The organism is Collinsella sp. AF38-3AC (assembly GCF_003474365.1).
Classification (GTDB): Bacteria; Actinomycetota; Coriobacteriia; order Coriobacteriales; family Coriobacteriaceae; genus Collinsella.
This window is the reverse complement of the sequence record NZ_QROM01000018.1, coordinates 1-17,647: the sequence shown is the minus strand read 5'-3', so window position 1 is coordinate 17,647 and position 17,647 is coordinate 1. Positions and strand designations below refer to the sequence as shown.

The window sequence follows — 17,647 nt, the reverse complement described above, 5'->3', positions numbered from 1 at the left end:
GGCCTACAGGACGCGCCACGTCGGCGTGGCGCAGCAGCCGGGGTGCTTCTTGAACTCCTCGTACTGCTCTTTCGACTCGAAGGTGTAGGCCGTGCCGCAGGCCTTGCACTTCGCTGTGAACCCGCCGCTCTCGGGCGGCTCCTTCTCGGGCTTGTCCGAGAGCGCGTCCGGATCGCTCTGCCCGTCGATGGCGAACAGCCCGCAGAGCGCGTACTTGCGCGCGTAGCTCGACGCCATCCCGGTCACCTGCGCGTCGTCGGAGCCGCTCTTGTGCTCCGCCTCGCGGGCGTAGGCCTTGAACTCCCTCGTATCGCCGTGCCCGTCCTCGAAGAACAGCGTGCACGTCGCCTCGACGTAGTAGCGGTCGCCCACCTTGCAGATGCCGTCCTGGAGCGTGAACGCCACGCCAGCCTCCTTGCAGGGCTCCTTGAGCGCGGCGACGATGTCCTCGAACGAGCGGTAGCTGAACTTCCCGAATGCGTTGTAGCGCGCCTTGGGGACTGTCACGGAGCGCTGCACCTTTGCTATCGCCTGGGAGAGCGTCATCTCCTCGTCGGCCATCTAGCACACCCCCTTGCACTTGATGGTGCCGGTGATGCCGCGCTCGCGCAGCGCCGCGGCGAGCAGCTCCATCTGCGAGCGGGTCGCGGACGGGATCTCGACCGTCCACGCGCAGTGCAGCTCGGGGCGCGCCGCGGCGGCGGGTTCCGCCTGGCGCCTCGTCGCGGGACGCGGCGCGGGCTCGGGCTCGACCGCCTCGCGCATGGCGGCGATGCGGGCGTCCTCCTCGTCGGCGGCGCGGGCGGCGTTGAGCGCCGAGCCAAGGTCGAGCGTGCGGAACAGCTCGCGCTCGGCGACCTCGTAGTGGGCCATGGAGTCGCGCTGGGCCTTGAGCGTGTCCCAGTCGCGCGCGACGGCTGAGACCTTGTCCTCGAGGGCCTTCTTGGCCTTCGCCTCGCCGAATGACTTGTTGAGCCATCTGTCGTCGTGCAGGCGCTCGTAGGGCACGACCGGCGAGAGGAGCTCCGCGAACTCCCTGTAGTGGGCCTCGAGTGCGGCCCTCGCGCCCGCCTTGCGCCTCTCCTCCGCCTCGTCGAGCTGCGCCTTGATGCCGTCCGACGCGCCGTCGATGATGGATATGATCTCCTTGCAGCGCTTCTCGAAGGCGGCGAGCGGCTTGTTGTACTCGCGCTTCACGGCCTTTCGGCGCTCCTCTATCTCGGACTTGAGCCCGTTGAGGTAGGAGCGGTCGTGCTTCGCCTCCTTGATGGAGTCGTCCTTGGTCAGGTCGTACTTGGCGCCCTCGTAGTCCGCGACCTTCGCGCGGACGTGGGCCTCCATCGCGTCGAAGTTGGCGCTGATGACGGACGGCGAGTACGTGACGACGAGGTCGGACGCCCCCTGCTCCTCGATGACCTCGGCGACGACCTCCTCGGCCCCGTTCTTCTCGGACATCACTCGGTCACCTCCCCGTCGTGGCTCACGAACAGGATCTGGGGCTGCTTGCTCTGGATGGACAGCCAGACCTCCTCGCCGCTCTTGCGGATGGCGTCGAACGCCGCTCTGTCACAGGTGTCGACCTCGAACTGCAGGACGGCGACGCCGCCCTTCACGGTGGTCTGCTTGAACTTGGCCTCGATCTCCACCGGTATGTTTGTGCTCTCCATTGCTATTCCTCCCTGTCTGCGCCCGCGAGCATCGCCGCGAACGTCTCCAATGTCATGGTCACGAACTGCTCGCCGGGGATAGCGGTCCCGCGGCGCTTCCAGACGACCACGCCGTAGTCGGCCCCGCGGTTCCTGCGCTCGGTCTCCGCCTCGCGCAGCCACTTGGGCAGCTCGTGCCTACCCTGGTAGTCCTTGCACTCGATTGCGATGCCCCGCCCGGCCACCGACACGCCGCGGATGTCGCCCGTGTCCTTGGAACCGGTCTTAACCTGCCTGTCGATGTCGGCCCCCAGCCTCCCGGCCAGGTAGTCGGCGACCAGTCGCTCGAACCTCGTGCCCGCGTCCCTGGCGGTTCTCCTGCTCCTACTCATCGACGAACCCGTCGCTCTTGGAGCGGTGCTTGTTGAATGCGTGCCTCAGGTGCGGGTAGCGCGCCTCCATGATGCGGGCGAGGCTCGGCGCGAGGCCGTTCTTCACGCCGACGTGCAGCTCGTTGCGCACCATGTGGATGAGGTAGTTGATCGAGACGTAGCCCTTGCGGTTGAGGCGGGGGGCCTGCTCGACCATGAAGTCCCACGCCCGCGGGTGCTCGCCTATCCATGTGCGCGCCTCGGCCATGTCCTGCTCGCCGTCCGCGCCGAGGCCGAATATCTCGAGCTGGCTGCTCATCGGCTTCTGGCGGTATCTCTCGTCGTTACGCATTGACGGCCCCCGCAGCGCATGCGGCCTTGGCCGCCTGGACCGCGCCGTCCATCGTCGGGAGGACGAAGACGGTCAGGATCGCCGCGAACAGGACCGCGGCGGCGATGAAGCCGACCATGGCCCCCGCCCTGAACGCATCGGAGTCGAGCTGCTCGCGGGCGGACGGTCGGTATGACTTGGGTGCTATGATGGTCTGAGCCTCATGTCTGGGGCTGTTTCGGCGAGTGCTCACAAGTTGGTAGCTGGGGGCGCTCGCTTCTTTGTATGTGTACATCTTGTGTTCCATTCTGATGTTTCCGCAGGTAGATGCAGGTGTGGCTTTTAGGGTGGCTATTTTGGGACTTTTTTGGCGCGGCTCTTGGCGCTGTAGCACCTCTGCCGCTCGCGGTCGTTCCGCTTGGCCCTCGCCGCCTCCTCGCGCATCGCGTTTGCCTGCTCCCTGAGGTCTGCCACGTGGCCCTCCTTCGTGCACTCCGCGCACCAGCCGTTCGCCTTGTTCAGCGGCTTGAACGTCGTGCGCCCGCACTTGGGACACATCCAGCGCTGGCGGAGCGATATTCCGCATCTGCGCGCCTGCCACTTGACCGCGTCGGTGCTGCGGCCCAGCGCCTTGGCTATCTCCTTGGCTCCGTCGCCGGCGTGCTCCCTCAGGTACCGAATCTCACGTGTCGACCATTGCCTCACTGTCTCTTGCTCCCCTCCTTCCTCTCCCATTCCCGGTACGCCGCCCGAAGCGTCGAGCACATGGTGTCGAGCGCTATCTCGCGCGGGGTCTTGGGCTTCTCATCGTGTTCTTTGGCGTCCATTTAGGCGACCATGCCTTTTGATGTGCGTTCATCCACGAGGCCTGCAAGATAGTCAACAGAGCATCCGTAGAGCTTTGCCAGATTGATGGCGTCTGGCACGAGGGATGGGGAACTTTCGCCTCGTTCCCATTTGCCGATTACGTACTCGGAGCGATGAATCTTCTCGCCAACTTCTTCTCTAGTCAGACCCGCCCGCTTACGCTCGGACACAAGATTGTTGAGCATCATTTCCTCCTTCACACTAGTTTCTTGTGCCTGACTGGCACTATATACAAGTTTCTTGTATCTGTAAACCCTGAAAGTTTGCCATTTGTACAAGTTTCTTGTATGCTGCAACTATCCTAAGTTAGGGGTGAGAAATGAGTCTTAAAGACCTTCGGCAGCGTTCTGGGTTGACGCAAAAAGAGGCCGCGAACGTGTTCGGCCTCAAATACCGGACCTACCAAAACTATGAGCTTGGAAACACTAGCCCAGACATGGACACGGCGGCTGAGTTTGCTCGTTATTTCAAATGCACCATCGGAGAACTGTTTGACCTTGAAGAAGGTGACGGTGAACAAATTGGCGGACCTGATCGCGAGCTTTTGAATCTATTTAACTCAATGAGTAAAGACGGCCAAAATGCCTTAATGGCCACTGCAAAAGGCCTCGCCGAGACTTTTCCATTAGAAAAAGAGAGCGGGGTGCGTTAAGTGCAGACCCGATTGAAGGAAGTTAGGAAGGCAGCAGGCTTTAACCAGCAGACCGCCGCTGAAGAGCTTGGCGTTTCCTTAAGCACCTATAGAAATTGGGAGCAGGGACGCGTGGTCATGAACGGAGGCCAGCTGATTTCCGCAGCGCAAGCCTTCAATACGACCGTTGATTACATCCTTATGGTTGATGCAGACACGCCACTCGTGACGCAGCAGCAGGAGGAGCTTGATTCGATTTTCCAGGACTTAAACGACTCATGCAGAGCCGTCCTTATTGAGGTTGCCAGATCATTGGCTACCCACATGCAATAAAAAAAGAGCCCCGTCGGCAGCGCCTGTACCGCTATAGCCGACGGGGCATCCAACCAGTGCACCCATGCAAACTCAACTTGAAGGAAGGGTGACATCCACATTATGCCAAAGAAGGCAGTGATATACGCGAGATTCTCGTGCAACAGGCAGCGCGAGGCCTCGATCGAGGACCAGCTGCGCGTCTGCCGCGAGTGGTGCGCGCGCGAGGGCTACGAGGTCGCGGCGGAGTACTGCGACCGCGCCGTGTCGGGGCGCACCGACGACCGCCCCGAGTTCCAGCGGATGATAGCCAACGCCGGCGAGAGCGAGATCGTCCTCGTCTACATGATGGACCGCTTCAGCCGCGGCGAGTACGACGCGCCGATATACAAGCGCGAGCTCGCCACGCACGGCGTCAAGCTGGTCTCGGCGCTCGAGCAGATACCCGACAGCCCGGAGGGCATCATCTACGAGAAGCTGCTCGAGGGGCTCGCCGCCTGCGAGTCGAGGAAGACCGCCATCAGGACCAAGCGCGGAATGGAGGGCAACGCCCTCAAGTGCAAGACCAACGGCGTGCGCATCTTCGGATACCGCAGGAACGGGGACGACGAGTACGAGGTCGACGAGGCGCAGGCGGCGTGGGTGCGCGAGGCCTTCGCGCTGAGGCTTAAGCGCATGTCCATGAACGCGATAGCGCGCGAGTTCGCTCGGCGCGGCCTCAGGACGCGCAAGGGCAACCCGTGCGGGCAGGCGATGGTGCAGCAGATGCTGCGCGACCGCAGGTACACGGGAAGGTACGAGTGGGGAGGCATCGTCCGCGAGGGCGGGATGCCGCAGATAGTGGACGAGGTGACGTTCATGGAGGTCCAGGGGATCAAGTGCCGCAAGCAGCGCTCGAGCGAGAACTGGGGCGACTTCGCCCTCGCGGGGACGGCGCTGTGCGCGGAATGCGGCAGGAACCTGCAGGGCGTGAGCGGCAGGGGCCGCAACAACGTGAAGTACGAGTACTACAGCTGCCCGGGGTCGTGCGTCCGCAACATCAGGCGCGAGGAGCTCGAGGGCTCCATAGCCTCGGCGCTGCGCGGGCTGCTGGGCGACCGCGGCGAGGCGCTGCAGATAGCCAACATGGTAGCGGAGCGCGCGGACACGGCCGAGGTGCGGGCTCGCCGCAGGCAGGCCGAGGACTCGCTCATGGCCGCGGAGAGGGGCCTGAGGAACATCCTCAACGCCATCGAGCAGGGCGTGATAGCGCCGGGCGTGAACGAGCGCATAGCCGAGCTCGAGGAGCAGCAGGCGCGCGCGAGGTACGACCTCGAGGCCATCACGGACGAGCGGATAGACCCGGAGCGCTTCGCCGACTTCCTGCAGTGCGGGACGGCGCTCGACGACGCGACGCTGCTGAAGGCATTCGTGTGGCAGGCGGTCGTCTCGGAGGACGAGATACTGGTCACGCTGAACTACGACAAAAAGGGCGAACCCGCCAGATTGGACATCCAGCGGGTTCGAGCAAAATTGGAATGGTGCCCCATGTTGGATTCGAACCAACGGCCTTCTGCTCCGGAGGCAGACGCTCTAATCCCCTGAGCTAATAGGGCCAACGGTTGGCATTATACCCAAGTGCACCACGGGCTATCAAAATAAAAGAAAAAGCTTTGCAATTCCGAGGAAGACGAGCCGCAACGGCCCACTTTAGAAGGCAAAAGCGAGTCAGATAGTATAAACTCTCATGCACCATATATACACGGCTCGCGATGCGGGCCGTTTTTGCAAAAGTTATCCATCGAGGTGAGAGGCACACCATGATTGCAATTTTAAAGCAGAGCGCCAGCGACGAGGCCGTAAGCCATATCGTCAGCTGGATTGAGAAAAAGGGTCTGAAGACCGATGTCTCGCGCGGCGAGAACGAGACGATCATCGGCCTGGTGGGCGATACGACCAAGATCGACCCGTTCCTGCTCGAGTCCATGGATGTCGTCGAGCGCGTGCAGCGCGTCTCCGAGCCTTTTAAGCGCGCCAACCGCAAGTTCCACCCCGAGGACTCCGTCATCGACTGCGGCCACGGCGTCAAGATCGGCGGCGACCAGTTCCAGGTCATCGCCGGTCCCTGCTCCGTCGAGGGCGAGAACCTCATCCGCATCGCACGCCGCGTGAAGGCCGCCGGTGCCACGATGCTGCGCGGTGGCGCCTACAAGCCCCGCACCTCCCCCTACGCCTACCAGGGCATGGGCCCTGCCGGCCTCGACCTGCTGTGCGAGGCGTCTGCCGAGCTCGACATGCCGATCGTCACCGAGATCATGGACCCACGCGACGTGCAGGTCTTCTTGGACAAGAAGATTGACGTCATGCAGATCGGCGCCCGCAACGCCCAGAACTTCCCCCTGCTCAAGGAGGTCGGCAAGACCCAGACTCCGATCTTGCTTAAGCGCGGCATGTCCGGCACGATCGATGAGCTGCTTATGGCAGCCGAGTACATCATGAGCGAGGGCAATGACAACGTCATCCTGTGCGAGCGCGGCATCCGCACCTTCGAGACCCGCACCCGCAACACCTTCGACCTCAACGCCGTGCCGGTGCTGCACCACCTGTCGCACCTGCCCGTCGTCGCCGACCCCAGCCACGCCACCGGTTACACCCGCTACGTTGAGCCCATGGCGCTCGCCGCGACCGCCTGCGGTGCCAACGGCCTGGAGATCGAGGTCCACGACGAGCCGAGCCGAGCCTGGTCCGACGGCGCCCAGGCCCTCACCCCCGATCAGTTCGACGACACCATGCGCCGCATCCGAGCCATCCGCGAAGTTGTCCGCCAAGAGACCATGGAGTAGCCCATGGGCACGGTGAGAAACGCGCGTGTTAACCAGGGCGGCCCCAAGTGCGCCGGTATCGTCGGCCTGGGCCTCATCGGCGGTAGCTTTGCCCGCGGCTATGCACAGGCGGGCGTCCGCGTGCTGGCCTGGGACCCCGATGACGATGTCATGACGGCCGCCAGCATGGGCACTGTCGTCGGAGAGCTCAACGACAAGACACTCGGCGAATGCGACATCATCGTCCTGGCCTGCTACCCCGAGGCCTGCATCGAGTGGCTCGAGGAGCATGCCCAGGCACTCGCCGACGCCACCGACACCGAGGCCATTATGGGCCCCGTGGTGATCGACACGGTGGGCGTCAAGGGCATCGTGTGCGAGCGCGCCTTTGAGCTTGCCCGCGAGCACGGCTTTTACTTTGTGGGCGCGCACCCCATGGCGGGCACGCAGTACTCGGGCTATGCGCACTCCCGCGCCGACCTGTTCCAGGGCGCGCCGCTCGTGCTCGTGCCGCCTGCGGTGGACGATGCACTCAAACTGGAGCTTTTGGGCCAGGTGCGCGAGATGGTGCGCCCCTTGGGCTTTGGCAAGTTCAGCGTGACCAGCGCCGCCGAGCACGACCGCGTCATCGCCTTCACGAGCCAGCTTGCGCACGTGGTATCCAACGCCTACGTCAAGAGCCCGACCGCTCAGGTCCACCACGGCTTTTCGGCCGGCAGCTACCGCGACCTCACCCGCGTGGCGCACCTCAATCCGCAGATGTGGTCCGAGCTCATGATCGACGACGCCGATGCTCTCGCCTTCGAGATCGACCACCTGATCGACTCGCTCGGCGCCTACAGCCGTGCGCTCAAGGACCGCGACCAGCGCTATCTGGAGAATCTCCTTGCCGAGGGCGACCGCATCAAGCGTGTACTCGACGACGAGGCCTCCCACTAGACCACCTATCACGCCAGGTCGAAAGGACCGAAGCTTATGGCGATTACCATCGATATCGACACTGCACGCCCCTACCAGGTGCATGTTGGCACGTTTTTGCTGGAGCAGGCGGGGCCGCTCGTGCGCGCCACCGCCGGCGGCACCAAGGCCGTCATCGTGACGGACACCAACGTCGGCCCGCTCTACCAGATGCCCGTTAAGCAGAGCCTGGAGGCATCAGGCTACGAAGTGAGTATCTGCACCTTCGAGGCCGGCGAGGCACACAAGCGCGCCGAGACCTACGTTGCCATTTTGGAGTTTGTGGCCGAGCACGAGCTTTCGCGCTCCGATGTGATCGTGGCGCTTGGCGGCGGCGTCGTGGGCGACGTTGCCGGCTTTGTGGCCGCCACCTACATGCGAGGCTGCAAGTTTGTGCAGATCCCCACGAGTCTGCTCGCTATGGTGGATTCGTCGGTGGGCGGCAAGACTGCCATCGACCTGGCTGCCGGCAAGAACTTGGCCGGCGCCTTTTGGCAGCCGAGCGTGGTTATCGCCGACGTGGGGTGCCTGGCCACCCTCACGCCCGAGCAGTTCGCCGACGGCTGCGGCGAGGTCGTCAAGCACGCCGTGATCGCCGATCCGGAGCTTTTCGCCGAGCTGGAGAAGACCCCGCTCACGCTGGAGCTGCTCAACCGCGATGTGGCCCGCGTAGCGCTCATCATCGCCCGCAATATCGACATCAAGCGCGCCGTGGTCGTCGCCGACGAGCGCGAAACCAACCAGCGCAAGCTCCTCAACTTTGGACACAGCGCCGGACATGCCGTTGAGGCCTGCGAGCACTTTGAGCTCGGACACGGCAACTGCGTGTCGATCGGCATGGGCATCATCACGCGCGCCGCGGCCCTGCACGGCGTTTGCGATGCTGCACTGCCCGGTCGTATTGAGGAACTCTGCGCCCGCCATGGCCTCAAGACCCGCTGCGACCTAGATGCCGATGCCATCTTTGCCGAGGCGCTCCACGACAAGAAGCGCGCGGGCGACACCATCGACCTGGTGATTCCGCACGGCATTGGCCGCTGCAGCATCGACCGCACGCCGCTTTCCACTTTCCACGATTTAATTGCCGAGGGCCTCGGCCAGAAGGGAGACGCATCCGCATGCTAGCCCGCATCACCCCGTCCCCGCTTAAGGGCACCGTTCCTGCCATCGCGTCCAAGTCGATGGCGCATCGCCTGATCATCTGCGCTGCACTTGCCAACGGCGAGACACACGTCACCTGCAACACCACCTGCGCCGACATCGAGGCCACGGTGCGTTGCCTTACGGCCCTGGGCGCTCACATCGAGACCGTCGAGGACGGCTTCCAGGTCCACCCCACCATGAAGAGTATTGAGTTTGGCCTGCTCAAAGCACTTGCCGGCGGCACGCTCGACTGCGGCGAGAGTGGCTCCACGCTGCGCTTTATGTTGCCCGTCGCCTGCGCGCTGGGCGCAGAAGCAACTTTTGTGGGCCAGGGACGCTTAGGCGCCCGCCCGCTGTCCCCGCTCTCGGACGAGATTATCGCCGCCGGCTGCGACCTGCAGGGCTTGGGCGGTTTTCCGCTCAAGACGAGCGGACGCATGCGCCCGGGCACCTTTGTGCTGCCGGGCAACGTAAGCTCGCAGTATATCTCCGGCCTGCTGTTGGCAGCCCCGTTGCTCGCCCAGCCCTCCTGCGTGCAGGTGACCGGCCTCATTGAGAGCCGCCCCTACATCAACCTGACGATCCAGGCCATGAAGGCCTTTGGCGTCGAGGTCAACGTCGAGCGTATTCCCGCTAGGGACGGCCAGCCCGAAGTCACAAACTTCCGCGTGAGCAGTGGCTCGTATCGCACGCCCGGCAGCGTTGCTGTCGAAGGCGACTGGTCCAACGCTGCCTTTTGGCTGTGTGCCGGCGCCATCGGTACCGACCCCATCACCGTCGAGGGCGTGTCGCTGAGCTCTGCACAGGGCGACCGCAACGTGCTCGCCGCGCTTTCGCGCTTTGGGGCCCGCATCGTGCGCTCAACCAACGCCGCCACCGTGCAGTCCGACAAACTCGCCGGCTTTGAGATGAGCGCCCACGACATTCCCGACCTCGTGCCCGTTATCTCGGCCGTGGCCTCACTGGCACAGGGCCGCACCTTTATCCGCGATTGCGCCCGTCTGCGCATCAAGGAATCCGACCGTCTGGCCACCACCACCCGCGAGCTCACCGCGCTGGGCGCGCAGGTGCGCATTGCCGGCGATGACCTCATCATCAAGGGCGTCGATGCCTTCACCGGCGGCGAGGTCGATTCGCACAACGACCACCGCATCGCCATGATGGCCGCCATCGCCGCGAGCCGCGCCACCGGCGAGGTCGTGATCCACGGCGCCGAGGCCGTCAACAAGTCCTATCCCGATTTCTTTGACCACTACCGCCTGCTGGGCGGCAAGGTCACGCTCGAGGAGGAATAGCATGTCCTCGACCTTTGGCAACGTCTTGCATCTGAGCATTTTCGGCCAGTCGCACTCCCCCGCCATCGGCTGCTCGCTCGATGGCATTCCGGCAGGTATCGCCGTTGACCAGGAGCAGCTGCAAGCGTTTTTGGACCGTCGCGCCCCCGGCCGCGATGAGACCGCGACCAAGCGCCGCGAGGCCGACGCCGCGCACATTATCGCCGGCGTGGTCGATGGGCACACCACCGGTGCGCCTATCGCCGCGATCATCGAGAACACCAACACGCGCTCCAAAGACTACTCCGAGCTGCGCCGTAAGCCCCGCCCGGGCCATGCGGATTTCCCCGCGCGCGTGAAGTACCACAACATGCACGACGTCGCCGGCGGCGGACACTTCTCCGGCCGCTTGACGGCGCCCCTGTGCATCGCCGGCGGCATCGCGCTGCAAGCGCTCGAAGCCCGCGGCATCAAGGTGATGGCGCACGTGGCCCAGATCGGCGGCATCTCCGACCTGCCCATGGACGACATGGTCTATCGCGAGTCCGACCGCAAGGCGATTCTTTCGAACGACCTGCCGTGCATCGACGCGGCGGCTGCCGGCCGCATGCGCGAGGAGATTCTGGCCGCGCGCGATGAGCTCGACAGCATCGGCGGCATCGTGGAGTGCGGCATCTACGGCCTGCCCGCGGGCATCGGCGACCCCATGTTCGACGGTATCGAGAACCGCATCGCGCAGATCGCCTTTGGCATTCCCGCCGTTAAGGGCGTGGAGTTTGGCATGGGCTTTGCCGTCGCCGCCATGCGTGGCAGCGAGAACAACGACCTGTATCGCATCGATGCCGAGACCGGCGAGATCGAGGTTGAGTCCAACAACGCCGGCGGCATCCTGGGTGGCATTTCGACTGGCGCGCCCGTCATGTGGCGTATGGCCGTAAAGCCGACGCCCTCCATCGGCCGCGAGCAGCAGACGGTGGACATGGACGCCATGGAAAATGCCGAGCTCTCGGTCCACGGCCGCCACGATCCCTGCATCGTCCCCCGAGCTGTCCCCGTAGCCGAGGCAGCCGCCGCCCTTGCCATCTGGGACGCGCTCCTAGAAGACGCCGCCCAGCGCTAACCCGCCCACCCCAAGGGTAGTTAATTTGGGACGGGGCTTTTTTAGCTACCCCATGTGCCAGTTGATATTTGCCCTAGCACCCATCGATTCGTCGACAGCCAAAGGGTAGCTAAAAAAGCCCCGTCCCAAATTAACTACCCCAGGCAACGATTTACGAAAGGGGCCTCCATGGACCTTGCCGACATCCGCCAGGCCATCGATGGCATCGACACCACGCTTCTCAGCAGCTTTGTCGAACGCATGGACATTGCCACCGAAGTCGCCAAATCAAAAATCGAGATGGGCAAGGCCGTCTTCGACCCCGCCCGCGAGCGCTCCAAGCTCAACAACCTCGCCAGCCGCGCACCCGAGCGCTACGAGGCCCAGACCATCACCCTGTTCCGCCTCCTCATGAGCATGAGCAAGGCCGAGCAGCAGCGCTACATCAACGAGCTCAAGGGCATCACGGTGTCGCAAAAGGCCCATGCCACTGCCGAGGCCTTCGACACGCCCTTCCCTCAAACGGCCTCCGTCGCCTGCCAGGGCGTCGAGGGCGCCTACAGCCAGATAGCCGCGTGCAAGCTCTTCGACGTGCCCGAGATCGCCTTCTTTGAGACCTTTGAGGGCGTCATGCGCGCCGTGCGCGACGGCTTTTGCGAGTTTGGCGTGCTGCCCATCGAAAACTCCACCGCAGGCTCGGTCAACGCCGTCTACGACTTGCTCGCCCAATTCGATTTCCATATCGTGCGCTCGCTGCGCCTCAAGATCGATCACAACCTGCTCGTCAAACCCGGCACCAAACTCGCCGACGTGCGCGAGGTCTACAGCCACGGCCAAGCCATTGCCCAGTGCGCCGGCTTTATCGAGGGCCACGGCCTGCATGCCACCAAGTACCCCAACACCGCCATGTCGGCCGAGATGGTCGCCAACTCCAAGCGCACCGACGTCGCCGCCATCGCCTCGCGCAGCTGTGCCGCGCTGTATGGCCTCGAGGTACTGGAGCCCAACATCCAGGACTCGGACAACAACTACACACGCTTCGTCGTCATCAGTCGCGAACCGCGCGTCTATCCCGGTGCCAACCGCACCTCGCTCATGATCACTACGGCCAACGAGCCGGGCGCCCTCTACCGCGTGCTTGAGCGATTCTACGCGCTCAACATCAACCTCATCAAGCTCGAGAGCCGTCCCATCCCCGGTCGTGACTTTGAGTTTATGTTCTACTTTGACCTGGACTGCCCCTTTGGCAGCAAGGCCCTCGACGACTTGCTCGATTCGATCGACGACGTGTGCGAGAGCTTCACCTACTTTGGCAGCTACACGGAGGTGCTCTAGATGACCGATACCGCCGCAACCCGCCCCTACGGCGTCCTGGGCCGTGTGCTGGGCCACAGCTACACCCCGACCATCTACAAGGAGCTCGCAGGCCTGGAGTACGTGCGTTTTGAGCGCGAGCCCGAGGACCTCCAGGCCTTTATGACCGGCGACGAATGGGAGGGCACCAACGTGACCATCCCCTACAAGCGCGCCGTCATGGAATACCTGGACGAGTTGAGTCCGCTCGCCGAGCGCATGGGCAACGTCAACACCATCACGCGCCTGCCCGACGGCCGCCTGCGCGGCGACAACACCGACTACTTTGGTTTTCAGTGCCTGGTCGAGGAGCTAGGCGTAGAGGTTGCCGGTAAGAAGGTCCTCGTGCTCGGCGCCACCGGCGGCGCAGGCACCACGGCCAGTGTGGTGCTCGACGACCTGGGCGCCATCGTCGTACCCGTGGGTCGCACGAGCGAGGTCAATTACGACAACATCGCGCAGCAATCCGATGCCGCGCTGCTCGTCAACTGCACGCCCGCCGGCATGTCCCCCCACTGCCCCGACGCTCCCTGCACACTCGAAGGACTCGATGCGCTCGAGGGCGTCATCGACATTGTCTACAACCCCGCCCGTACGGGTCTGATGCTCGAGGCCGAGCGCCGATGCATCCCCTGCATCGGCGGCCTACTCATGCTTGTTGCCCAGGCGGCACAGGCTGTCGAGCGCTACACCGGCCAGGTTACGCCGCGCGAGCGCATCCTGGATGTGACGGAGCGTCTGTCCCGCCGCGAGCAGAACATCGCGCTGATTGGCATGCCGGGTTCGGGCAAGACCCGCGTGGGCGAGCAGATCGCCCAGCTCACGGGCCGCGAGCACATCGACTTGGACACCGCGCTTGAGGAGCGCCTGGGGATGCCCTGCGCCGACTTTATCGTCGAGCGCGGCGAGGCAGCCTTCCGCGAGCAGGAGACGGCGGAGCTGGCCGACATCTCCAAGCGCAGCGGCTTGGTGCTTTCCACGGGCGGCGGCGTGATCACACGCGACGAGAACTACCCGCTGCTGCACCAGAACAGCCAGATTGTGATGCTCAACCGCAAGCTCGAAGAGCTCGCCCATAAGGGTCGCCCCATCACCGCCCGCGATGGCATCGATAAGCTCGCCGAGCAGCGCATGCCGCGCTACCGCGCCTGGGCCGCCTACATCATCGACTCACGCGACTGCGCCGCCAACACCGCCCGCGCCGTCCTCGACACCCTCCCACCCGCTCTCTAACAAAAACCACCACAAAGGGGACAGGCACCTTTGTGGTGGTTTTTCATTCCGCCTTGCCAAATCGACCAACTACAAAGGAAGCAGCCATGAAAGCACTCGTCATCAACGGCCCCAACCTCAACATGCTCGGCATTCGCGAGCCGGGCATCTACGGCAGCGACAACTACGACCGCCTGGTCCAGATCTGCCAGGAGGCAGGCGCCGCGCAGGGCTTTGACGAGGTCGAGGTCTTCCAGTCCAACCACGAGGGCAGCATCGTCGACAAGATCCAAGAGGCCTATGGCAAGGTCGACGGCATCGTCATCAACCCGGCTGCCTACACGCATACGAGCGTGGCGATCCTCGATGCCCTCAAGGCCGTCGCCATCCCCGCCGTTGAGGTCCACATCAGCGCCGTCGAAACGCGCGAGGACTTCCGCCAGGTGAGCTACGCCCGCCTGGCCTGCTTCGTCACCATCACCGGCGAAGGCCTCCAGGGCTACGCCCACGCGCTGGAGCTGCTGAGGGAGCGTCTCGAAAAGTAGCCTCGCGAGCAAATCCATCAACGCGATTAACACGCTAATAATGCCAGTGCCGCCAGCAGCAACCTCGCTACTGGCGGCACTTTATTACTGGCATATAATCATTGCAGTCACACAACGTCTGGAGACGCGCATGTTAATCATCCATCTGGGAGATTACCCCGGTTCCATCTACGATACCGAGACCTATTTTAGGAACTCATACTTGGACTCATGGTTCGAAGACCCTATGGCCGCACAGATCATTAAAAGCGTGGACGGATCAGAGCTCATCGGCCCCCACAACATCGTAAGCAAGCAGCTGGGCTCGATCACCCCACTCGAACTGTCCGGCGGCGTCAAGACGCTGCTGCTGGTACGCAATCTCCCAAATATGGTGTTCAATGCATCTACCTGCGGAGACAACTGTGCCCGCTGGCTGCTCAAGATCGGCAAAGAGCAGGATGTGCTGGTGACCCTTTACCACATCATGAAATTCCCCTGGAAGAACTTTGAAATCCGCATCAATAATGATGGCCGCATCGTCAGGAACATGCAGGAGTTCGTCGGTGCTACAAATGACTTTTTGGATGTTGATGAGTAATGAAGGGAACGCATACCGTTGTCGTAGAGCGGGCAAAGGTCAAATACACACTCACGTTTAAGCGCAATATTTCCTTTATACGCGGCAACAGCGGCACGGGCAAAACGACGCTCATCTCGATGATTCGCGACTACAACGACCGAGGACAGGAAAGCGGCGTTACACTCAGCTGCGACGTGCCTTGCGAAACGCTTTCCGGCAGACGTTGGGAGCGCGAGCTGTCGATCATCGAAGATTCAATCGTCTTTCTAGATGAGGGTAACGAGTTTATCTACTCAAAGGACTTCGCCAAAGCCGTCAGCGGATCGTCCAACTATTTTGTTCTGATATCTCGCCGTGATGCCAATGAACTCCCCTACAGCGTCGACGAAATCCTAAAACTGGTCAACACGACGAGCAAAGTAATTAACGGCCGTAAAAGCGACAAGCGTTTTTACTCGGTGACCAAACCGCTTTATACCCACACGGCAAACATGCTGTATCAGGACCTTAACGTAGGTTTCGACAATCCCGATGCCGTGATTGTCGAGGATAGCAAGTCTGGCTATCAATTTTACGGCGCCCTTTGCAACCGACTGGGAATCCCCTGCTACACCGCTACCGGCGTAGCAAACCTAAAACGAACGATTCACGAATGTCCCGAGCAAAACATCCTTGCCATAGGAGACGGCGCAGCGTTTGGTCCATACATCGAAAAGGTGCTGGGGCAGCGCGTTTACAAAAAAGTTCGCTTGTTCCTCCCGGAATCATTTGAGTGGACACTTTTGCGATCTGGCCTCATCCCCAACAACGACATTCCAAAAATCCTCAAGGACCCTTCGAGCTATATCGAAAGCCGCGACTACCTGAGCTGGGAGCGGTTCTTCACCGATGTGTTGGTCAAATACTCGGCAGACACTCGTTATGCTTACAAAAAGGCGAAGCTCAACGAGCAATACCTGAAGCCGCAAGCAATGGATGCAGTCGGGAGCGTCTTACCCGAGTGCCTACGGGCAGAATAGCGAGTCCTTAAGATCATTTGGAAACCAGGCTATGCCCATGCGCTGGAGCTGCTGAAAGTGCATCTGCTACACTAATCTATGGAGCAAATGAGTCAGTGGCGTTTGTCCCGAATCATTTGTAACTGTCCAATTGACACACAAAGGAGCATATCCATGTCCCAGTACGATTACCTCGTCGTCGGTGCCGGCCTTTCGGGCGCCGTCTTTGCCAACGCGGCCAAGCGCGCCGGCAAGTCGGTCCTGGTCATCGACCGCCGCGACCACATCGCCGGCAACATCTACACCGAGGACGTCGAGGGCATCCAGGTCCACCGCTACGGCGCGCACATATTCCACACCTCCATGAAGGACGTCTGGGACTACGTCAACCGCTTCGCCGAGTTCAACAACTACGTCAACTCGCCGGTCGCGAACTTCCACGGCAGCATGTACAACATGCCCTTCAACATGAACACCTTCGCCAAGATGTGGCCGGGCGTCGTCACGCCGGCAGACGCCAAGGCCAAGATCGCCGAGCAGGTGGCCGCCGAGAACATCGGCGAGCCCGCAAACCTGGAGGAGCAGGCGCTGTCGCTCGTGGGCCGCGACATCTTTGAGACGCTCGTGAAGGGCTACACTGAGAAGCAGTGGGGCCGCGACTGCCGCGACCTGCCCGCGAGCATCATCAAGCGACTCCCCTGCCGCTTCACCTACGACAACAACTACTTCAACGACCGCTACCAGGGCATCCCCATGGGCGGCTACACCAAGATGGTCGCCAACATGCTCGAGGGCGTCGAGGTGCGCTGCGGCGTGGAGTACAAGGAGCTGGTCGCCGCCGAGCCCGGCATCGCCGCCAGGACGATCTACTGCGGCCCTATCGACGCGTTCTACGACTTCAAGCTGGGCACGCTCGAGTACCGCAGCCTGCGCTTCGAGACCGAGACGCTCGACGAGGCCGACCACCAGGGCGTGGCCGTGGTCAACTACACCGAGCGCGAGGTCCCCTACACGCGCATCATCGAGCACAAGCATTTTGAGTTCGGCACGCAGGACAAGACCGTCATCACACGTGAGTACCCGGCCGACTGGAAGCCCGGCGACGAGCCCTACTACCCCATCAACGACGCCAAGAACGAGGCCCTCTACAAGCAGTACGAGGAGCTGGCGGCGCAGGAAGGCGACGTGATCTTTGCCGGACGCCTGGGCGGCTACAAGTACTACGACATGGACAAGGCCATCGCCGCGGCATTTGAGCTGGTGCGAAACGAGCTCGGTATGGAGCCGACGGAGGAGTAGACAAAGCGGGTTATCGCAAACAAGAGCAAATCGAACAGGGCGATTCACGGCATGTTACCGTGAATCGCCCTTAATCGTTGTACATTTAATCTCGAATACTTAATCTGGAGCTCCGGAGCTCTAATACCTCGATAGAATCTCATCCCTGCTTCGTTTATATAGCTTTATAAATAGTTATATAGCTATATAAAACTTTCTGACAGTCTAGGAAACGGGTGATGGATTCGCTACGTCGAGCTGCGGAAA

23 protein-coding genes, 1 tRNA gene and 1 pseudogene are annotated in these 17,647 nt (G+C 62.3%); 14 read left to right on the top strand and 11 right to left on the bottom strand.

From position 1 onward, the window contains the following. Positions 1-3: 3 nt before the first annotated feature. The 9 genes from DW029_RS09230 to DW029_RS09195 all read right to left on the bottom strand — a co-directional run bounded on the left by DW029_RS09230 (position 4) and on the right by DW029_RS09195 (position 3,400). Complete coding sequence (locus DW029_RS09230) at positions 4-561, bottom strand: ERF family protein (RefSeq protein WP_118205803.1); 558 nt, start codon at positions 559-561, stop codon at positions 4-6. Beyond that, positions 562-1,455, bottom strand: a complete 894-nt coding sequence (locus DW029_RS09225) for a DUF1351 domain-containing protein (protein WP_118345886.1) — start codon at positions 1,453-1,455, stop codon at positions 562-564. It lies immediately after the preceding gene. Further along, entirely contained in the window at positions 1,455-1,667 is a 213-nt protein-coding gene (locus tag DW029_RS09220) for a hypothetical protein (protein ID WP_118345885.1), read from the bottom strand. The genes DW029_RS09225 and DW029_RS09220 overlap by 1 nt, the downstream gene beginning before the upstream one ends. A gap of 2 nt (positions 1,668-1,669) precedes the next feature. Next, positions 1,670-2,038 carry an NERD domain-containing protein gene (locus DW029_RS09215; protein WP_118345884.1) on the bottom strand — a complete coding sequence of 123 codons (369 nt, stop codon included), beginning with the start codon at positions 2,036-2,038 and terminating at the stop codon, positions 1,670-1,672. Further along, complete coding sequence (locus DW029_RS09210) at positions 2,031-2,369, bottom strand: hypothetical protein (protein WP_118345883.1); 339 nt, start codon at positions 2,367-2,369, stop codon at positions 2,031-2,033. Before DW029_RS09210 ends, DW029_RS09215 begins: the two co-directional genes overlap by 8 nt. After that, positions 2,362-2,487, bottom strand: a complete 126-nt coding sequence (locus tag DW029_RS11810) for a hypothetical protein (RefSeq protein WP_255413799.1) — start codon at positions 2,485-2,487, stop codon at positions 2,362-2,364. The genes DW029_RS09210 and DW029_RS11810 overlap by 8 nt, the downstream gene beginning before the upstream one ends. Before the next feature lie 212 nt (positions 2,488-2,699). After that, complete coding sequence (locus DW029_RS09200; RefSeq protein ID WP_158572655.1) at positions 2,700-3,083, bottom strand: hypothetical protein; 384 nt, start codon at positions 3,081-3,083, stop codon at positions 2,700-2,702. Continuing rightward, positions 3,050-3,175, bottom strand: coding sequence for a hypothetical protein (locus DW029_RS11805; protein WP_255413798.1), 126 nt, complete (start codon positions 3,173-3,175; stop codon positions 3,050-3,052). The genes DW029_RS09200 and DW029_RS11805 overlap by 34 nt, the downstream gene beginning before the upstream one ends. Then, entirely contained in the window at positions 3,176-3,400 is a 225-nt protein-coding gene (locus DW029_RS09195; RefSeq protein WP_118345880.1) for a helix-turn-helix domain-containing protein, read from the bottom strand. 134 nt (positions 3,401-3,534) lie between these two features. Between DW029_RS09195 and DW029_RS09190 the strand changes: the two genes are divergently transcribed. The 3 genes and pseudogenes from DW029_RS09190 to DW029_RS11890 form a co-directional block, all read left to right on the top strand. Further along, positions 3,535-3,867: a helix-turn-helix transcriptional regulator gene (locus tag DW029_RS09190; protein ID WP_118345879.1), complete on the top strand. Its 333-nt coding sequence runs from the start codon at positions 3,535-3,537 to the stop codon at positions 3,865-3,867. A 12-nt stretch (positions 3,868-3,879) separates the two neighbouring features. Continuing rightward, positions 3,880-4,179, top strand: coding sequence for a helix-turn-helix domain-containing protein (locus tag DW029_RS09185; protein ID WP_233543848.1), 300 nt, complete (start codon positions 3,880-3,882; stop codon positions 4,177-4,179). A 102-nt stretch (positions 4,180-4,281) separates the two neighbouring features. Further along, positions 4,282-5,022: pseudogene (locus DW029_RS11890) on the top strand (recombinase family protein); the annotation flags it as partial. A gap of 143 nt (positions 5,023-5,165) precedes the next feature. Here DW029_RS11890 and DW029_RS11180 read toward each other — a convergent pair. Together DW029_RS11180 and DW029_RS09175 are read right to left on the bottom strand one after the other, a co-directional pair. Continuing rightward, entirely contained in the window at positions 5,166-5,609 is a 444-nt protein-coding gene (locus DW029_RS11180) for a hypothetical protein (protein ID WP_147351909.1), read from the bottom strand. A 67-nt stretch (positions 5,610-5,676) separates the two neighbouring features. Continuing rightward, positions 5,677-5,753: transfer RNA gene (locus DW029_RS09175), tRNA-Arg, on the bottom strand. A 204-nt stretch (positions 5,754-5,957) separates the two neighbouring features. Here DW029_RS09175 and aroF point away from each other — a divergent pair. The 11 genes from aroF (at position 5,958) to glf (ending at position 17,401) form a co-directional block, all read left to right on the top strand. Continuing rightward, positions 5,958-6,980 carry a 3-deoxy-7-phosphoheptulonate synthase gene (aroF, locus tag DW029_RS09170; RefSeq protein WP_118345877.1) on the top strand — a complete coding sequence of 341 codons (1,023 nt, stop codon included), beginning with the start codon at positions 5,958-5,960 and terminating at the stop codon, positions 6,978-6,980. A gap of 3 nt (positions 6,981-6,983) precedes the next feature. Beyond that, complete coding sequence (locus tag DW029_RS09165) at positions 6,984-7,898, top strand: prephenate dehydrogenase/arogenate dehydrogenase family protein (RefSeq protein WP_118345876.1); 915 nt, start codon at positions 6,984-6,986, stop codon at positions 7,896-7,898. A 36-nt stretch (positions 7,899-7,934) separates the two neighbouring features. After that, positions 7,935-9,041 (top strand): 3-dehydroquinate synthase, encoded by a 1,107-nt coding sequence (gene aroB, locus DW029_RS09160; RefSeq protein WP_118345875.1) that lies wholly within the window; start codon positions 7,935-7,937, stop codon positions 9,039-9,041. Further along, a complete protein-coding gene (gene aroA / locus DW029_RS09155; protein ID WP_118345874.1) occupies positions 9,035-10,354 on the top strand; it encodes a 3-phosphoshikimate 1-carboxyvinyltransferase in 1,320 nt (439 codons plus the stop codon). Before aroB ends, aroA begins: the two co-directional genes overlap by 7 nt. 1 nt (position 10,355) lies before the next feature. Further along, positions 10,356-11,453, top strand: coding sequence for a chorismate synthase (gene aroC, locus DW029_RS09150; protein ID WP_118345873.1), 1,098 nt, complete (start codon positions 10,356-10,358; stop codon positions 11,451-11,453). Positions 11,454-11,621: 168 nt separating this feature from the next. After that, positions 11,622-12,767, top strand: a complete 1,146-nt coding sequence (pheA, locus tag DW029_RS09145; protein ID WP_118345872.1) for a prephenate dehydratase — start codon at positions 11,622-11,624, stop codon at positions 12,765-12,767. Continuing rightward, complete coding sequence (locus DW029_RS09140) at positions 12,768-14,018, top strand: shikimate kinase (protein WP_118345871.1); 1,251 nt, start codon at positions 12,768-12,770, stop codon at positions 14,016-14,018. Positions 14,019-14,104: 86 nt separating this feature from the next. After that, positions 14,105-14,542, top strand: coding sequence for a type II 3-dehydroquinate dehydratase (gene aroQ / locus DW029_RS09135; RefSeq protein WP_118345870.1), 438 nt, complete (start codon positions 14,105-14,107; stop codon positions 14,540-14,542). A gap of 130 nt (positions 14,543-14,672) precedes the next feature. Further along, positions 14,673-15,122, top strand: a complete 450-nt coding sequence (locus DW029_RS09130; protein WP_118345869.1) for a DUF4869 domain-containing protein — start codon at positions 14,673-14,675, stop codon at positions 15,120-15,122. Further along, complete coding sequence (locus tag DW029_RS09125) at positions 15,122-16,123, top strand: translation initiation factor 2 (RefSeq protein WP_118345868.1); 1,002 nt, start codon at positions 15,122-15,124, stop codon at positions 16,121-16,123. Before DW029_RS09130 ends, DW029_RS09125 begins: the two co-directional genes overlap by 1 nt. A 153-nt stretch (positions 16,124-16,276) precedes the next feature. Further along, positions 16,277-17,401, top strand: a complete 1,125-nt coding sequence (gene glf / locus DW029_RS09120; RefSeq protein WP_118345867.1) for a UDP-galactopyranose mutase — start codon at positions 16,277-16,279, stop codon at positions 17,399-17,401. Positions 17,402-17,647: the final 246 nt, after the last annotated feature.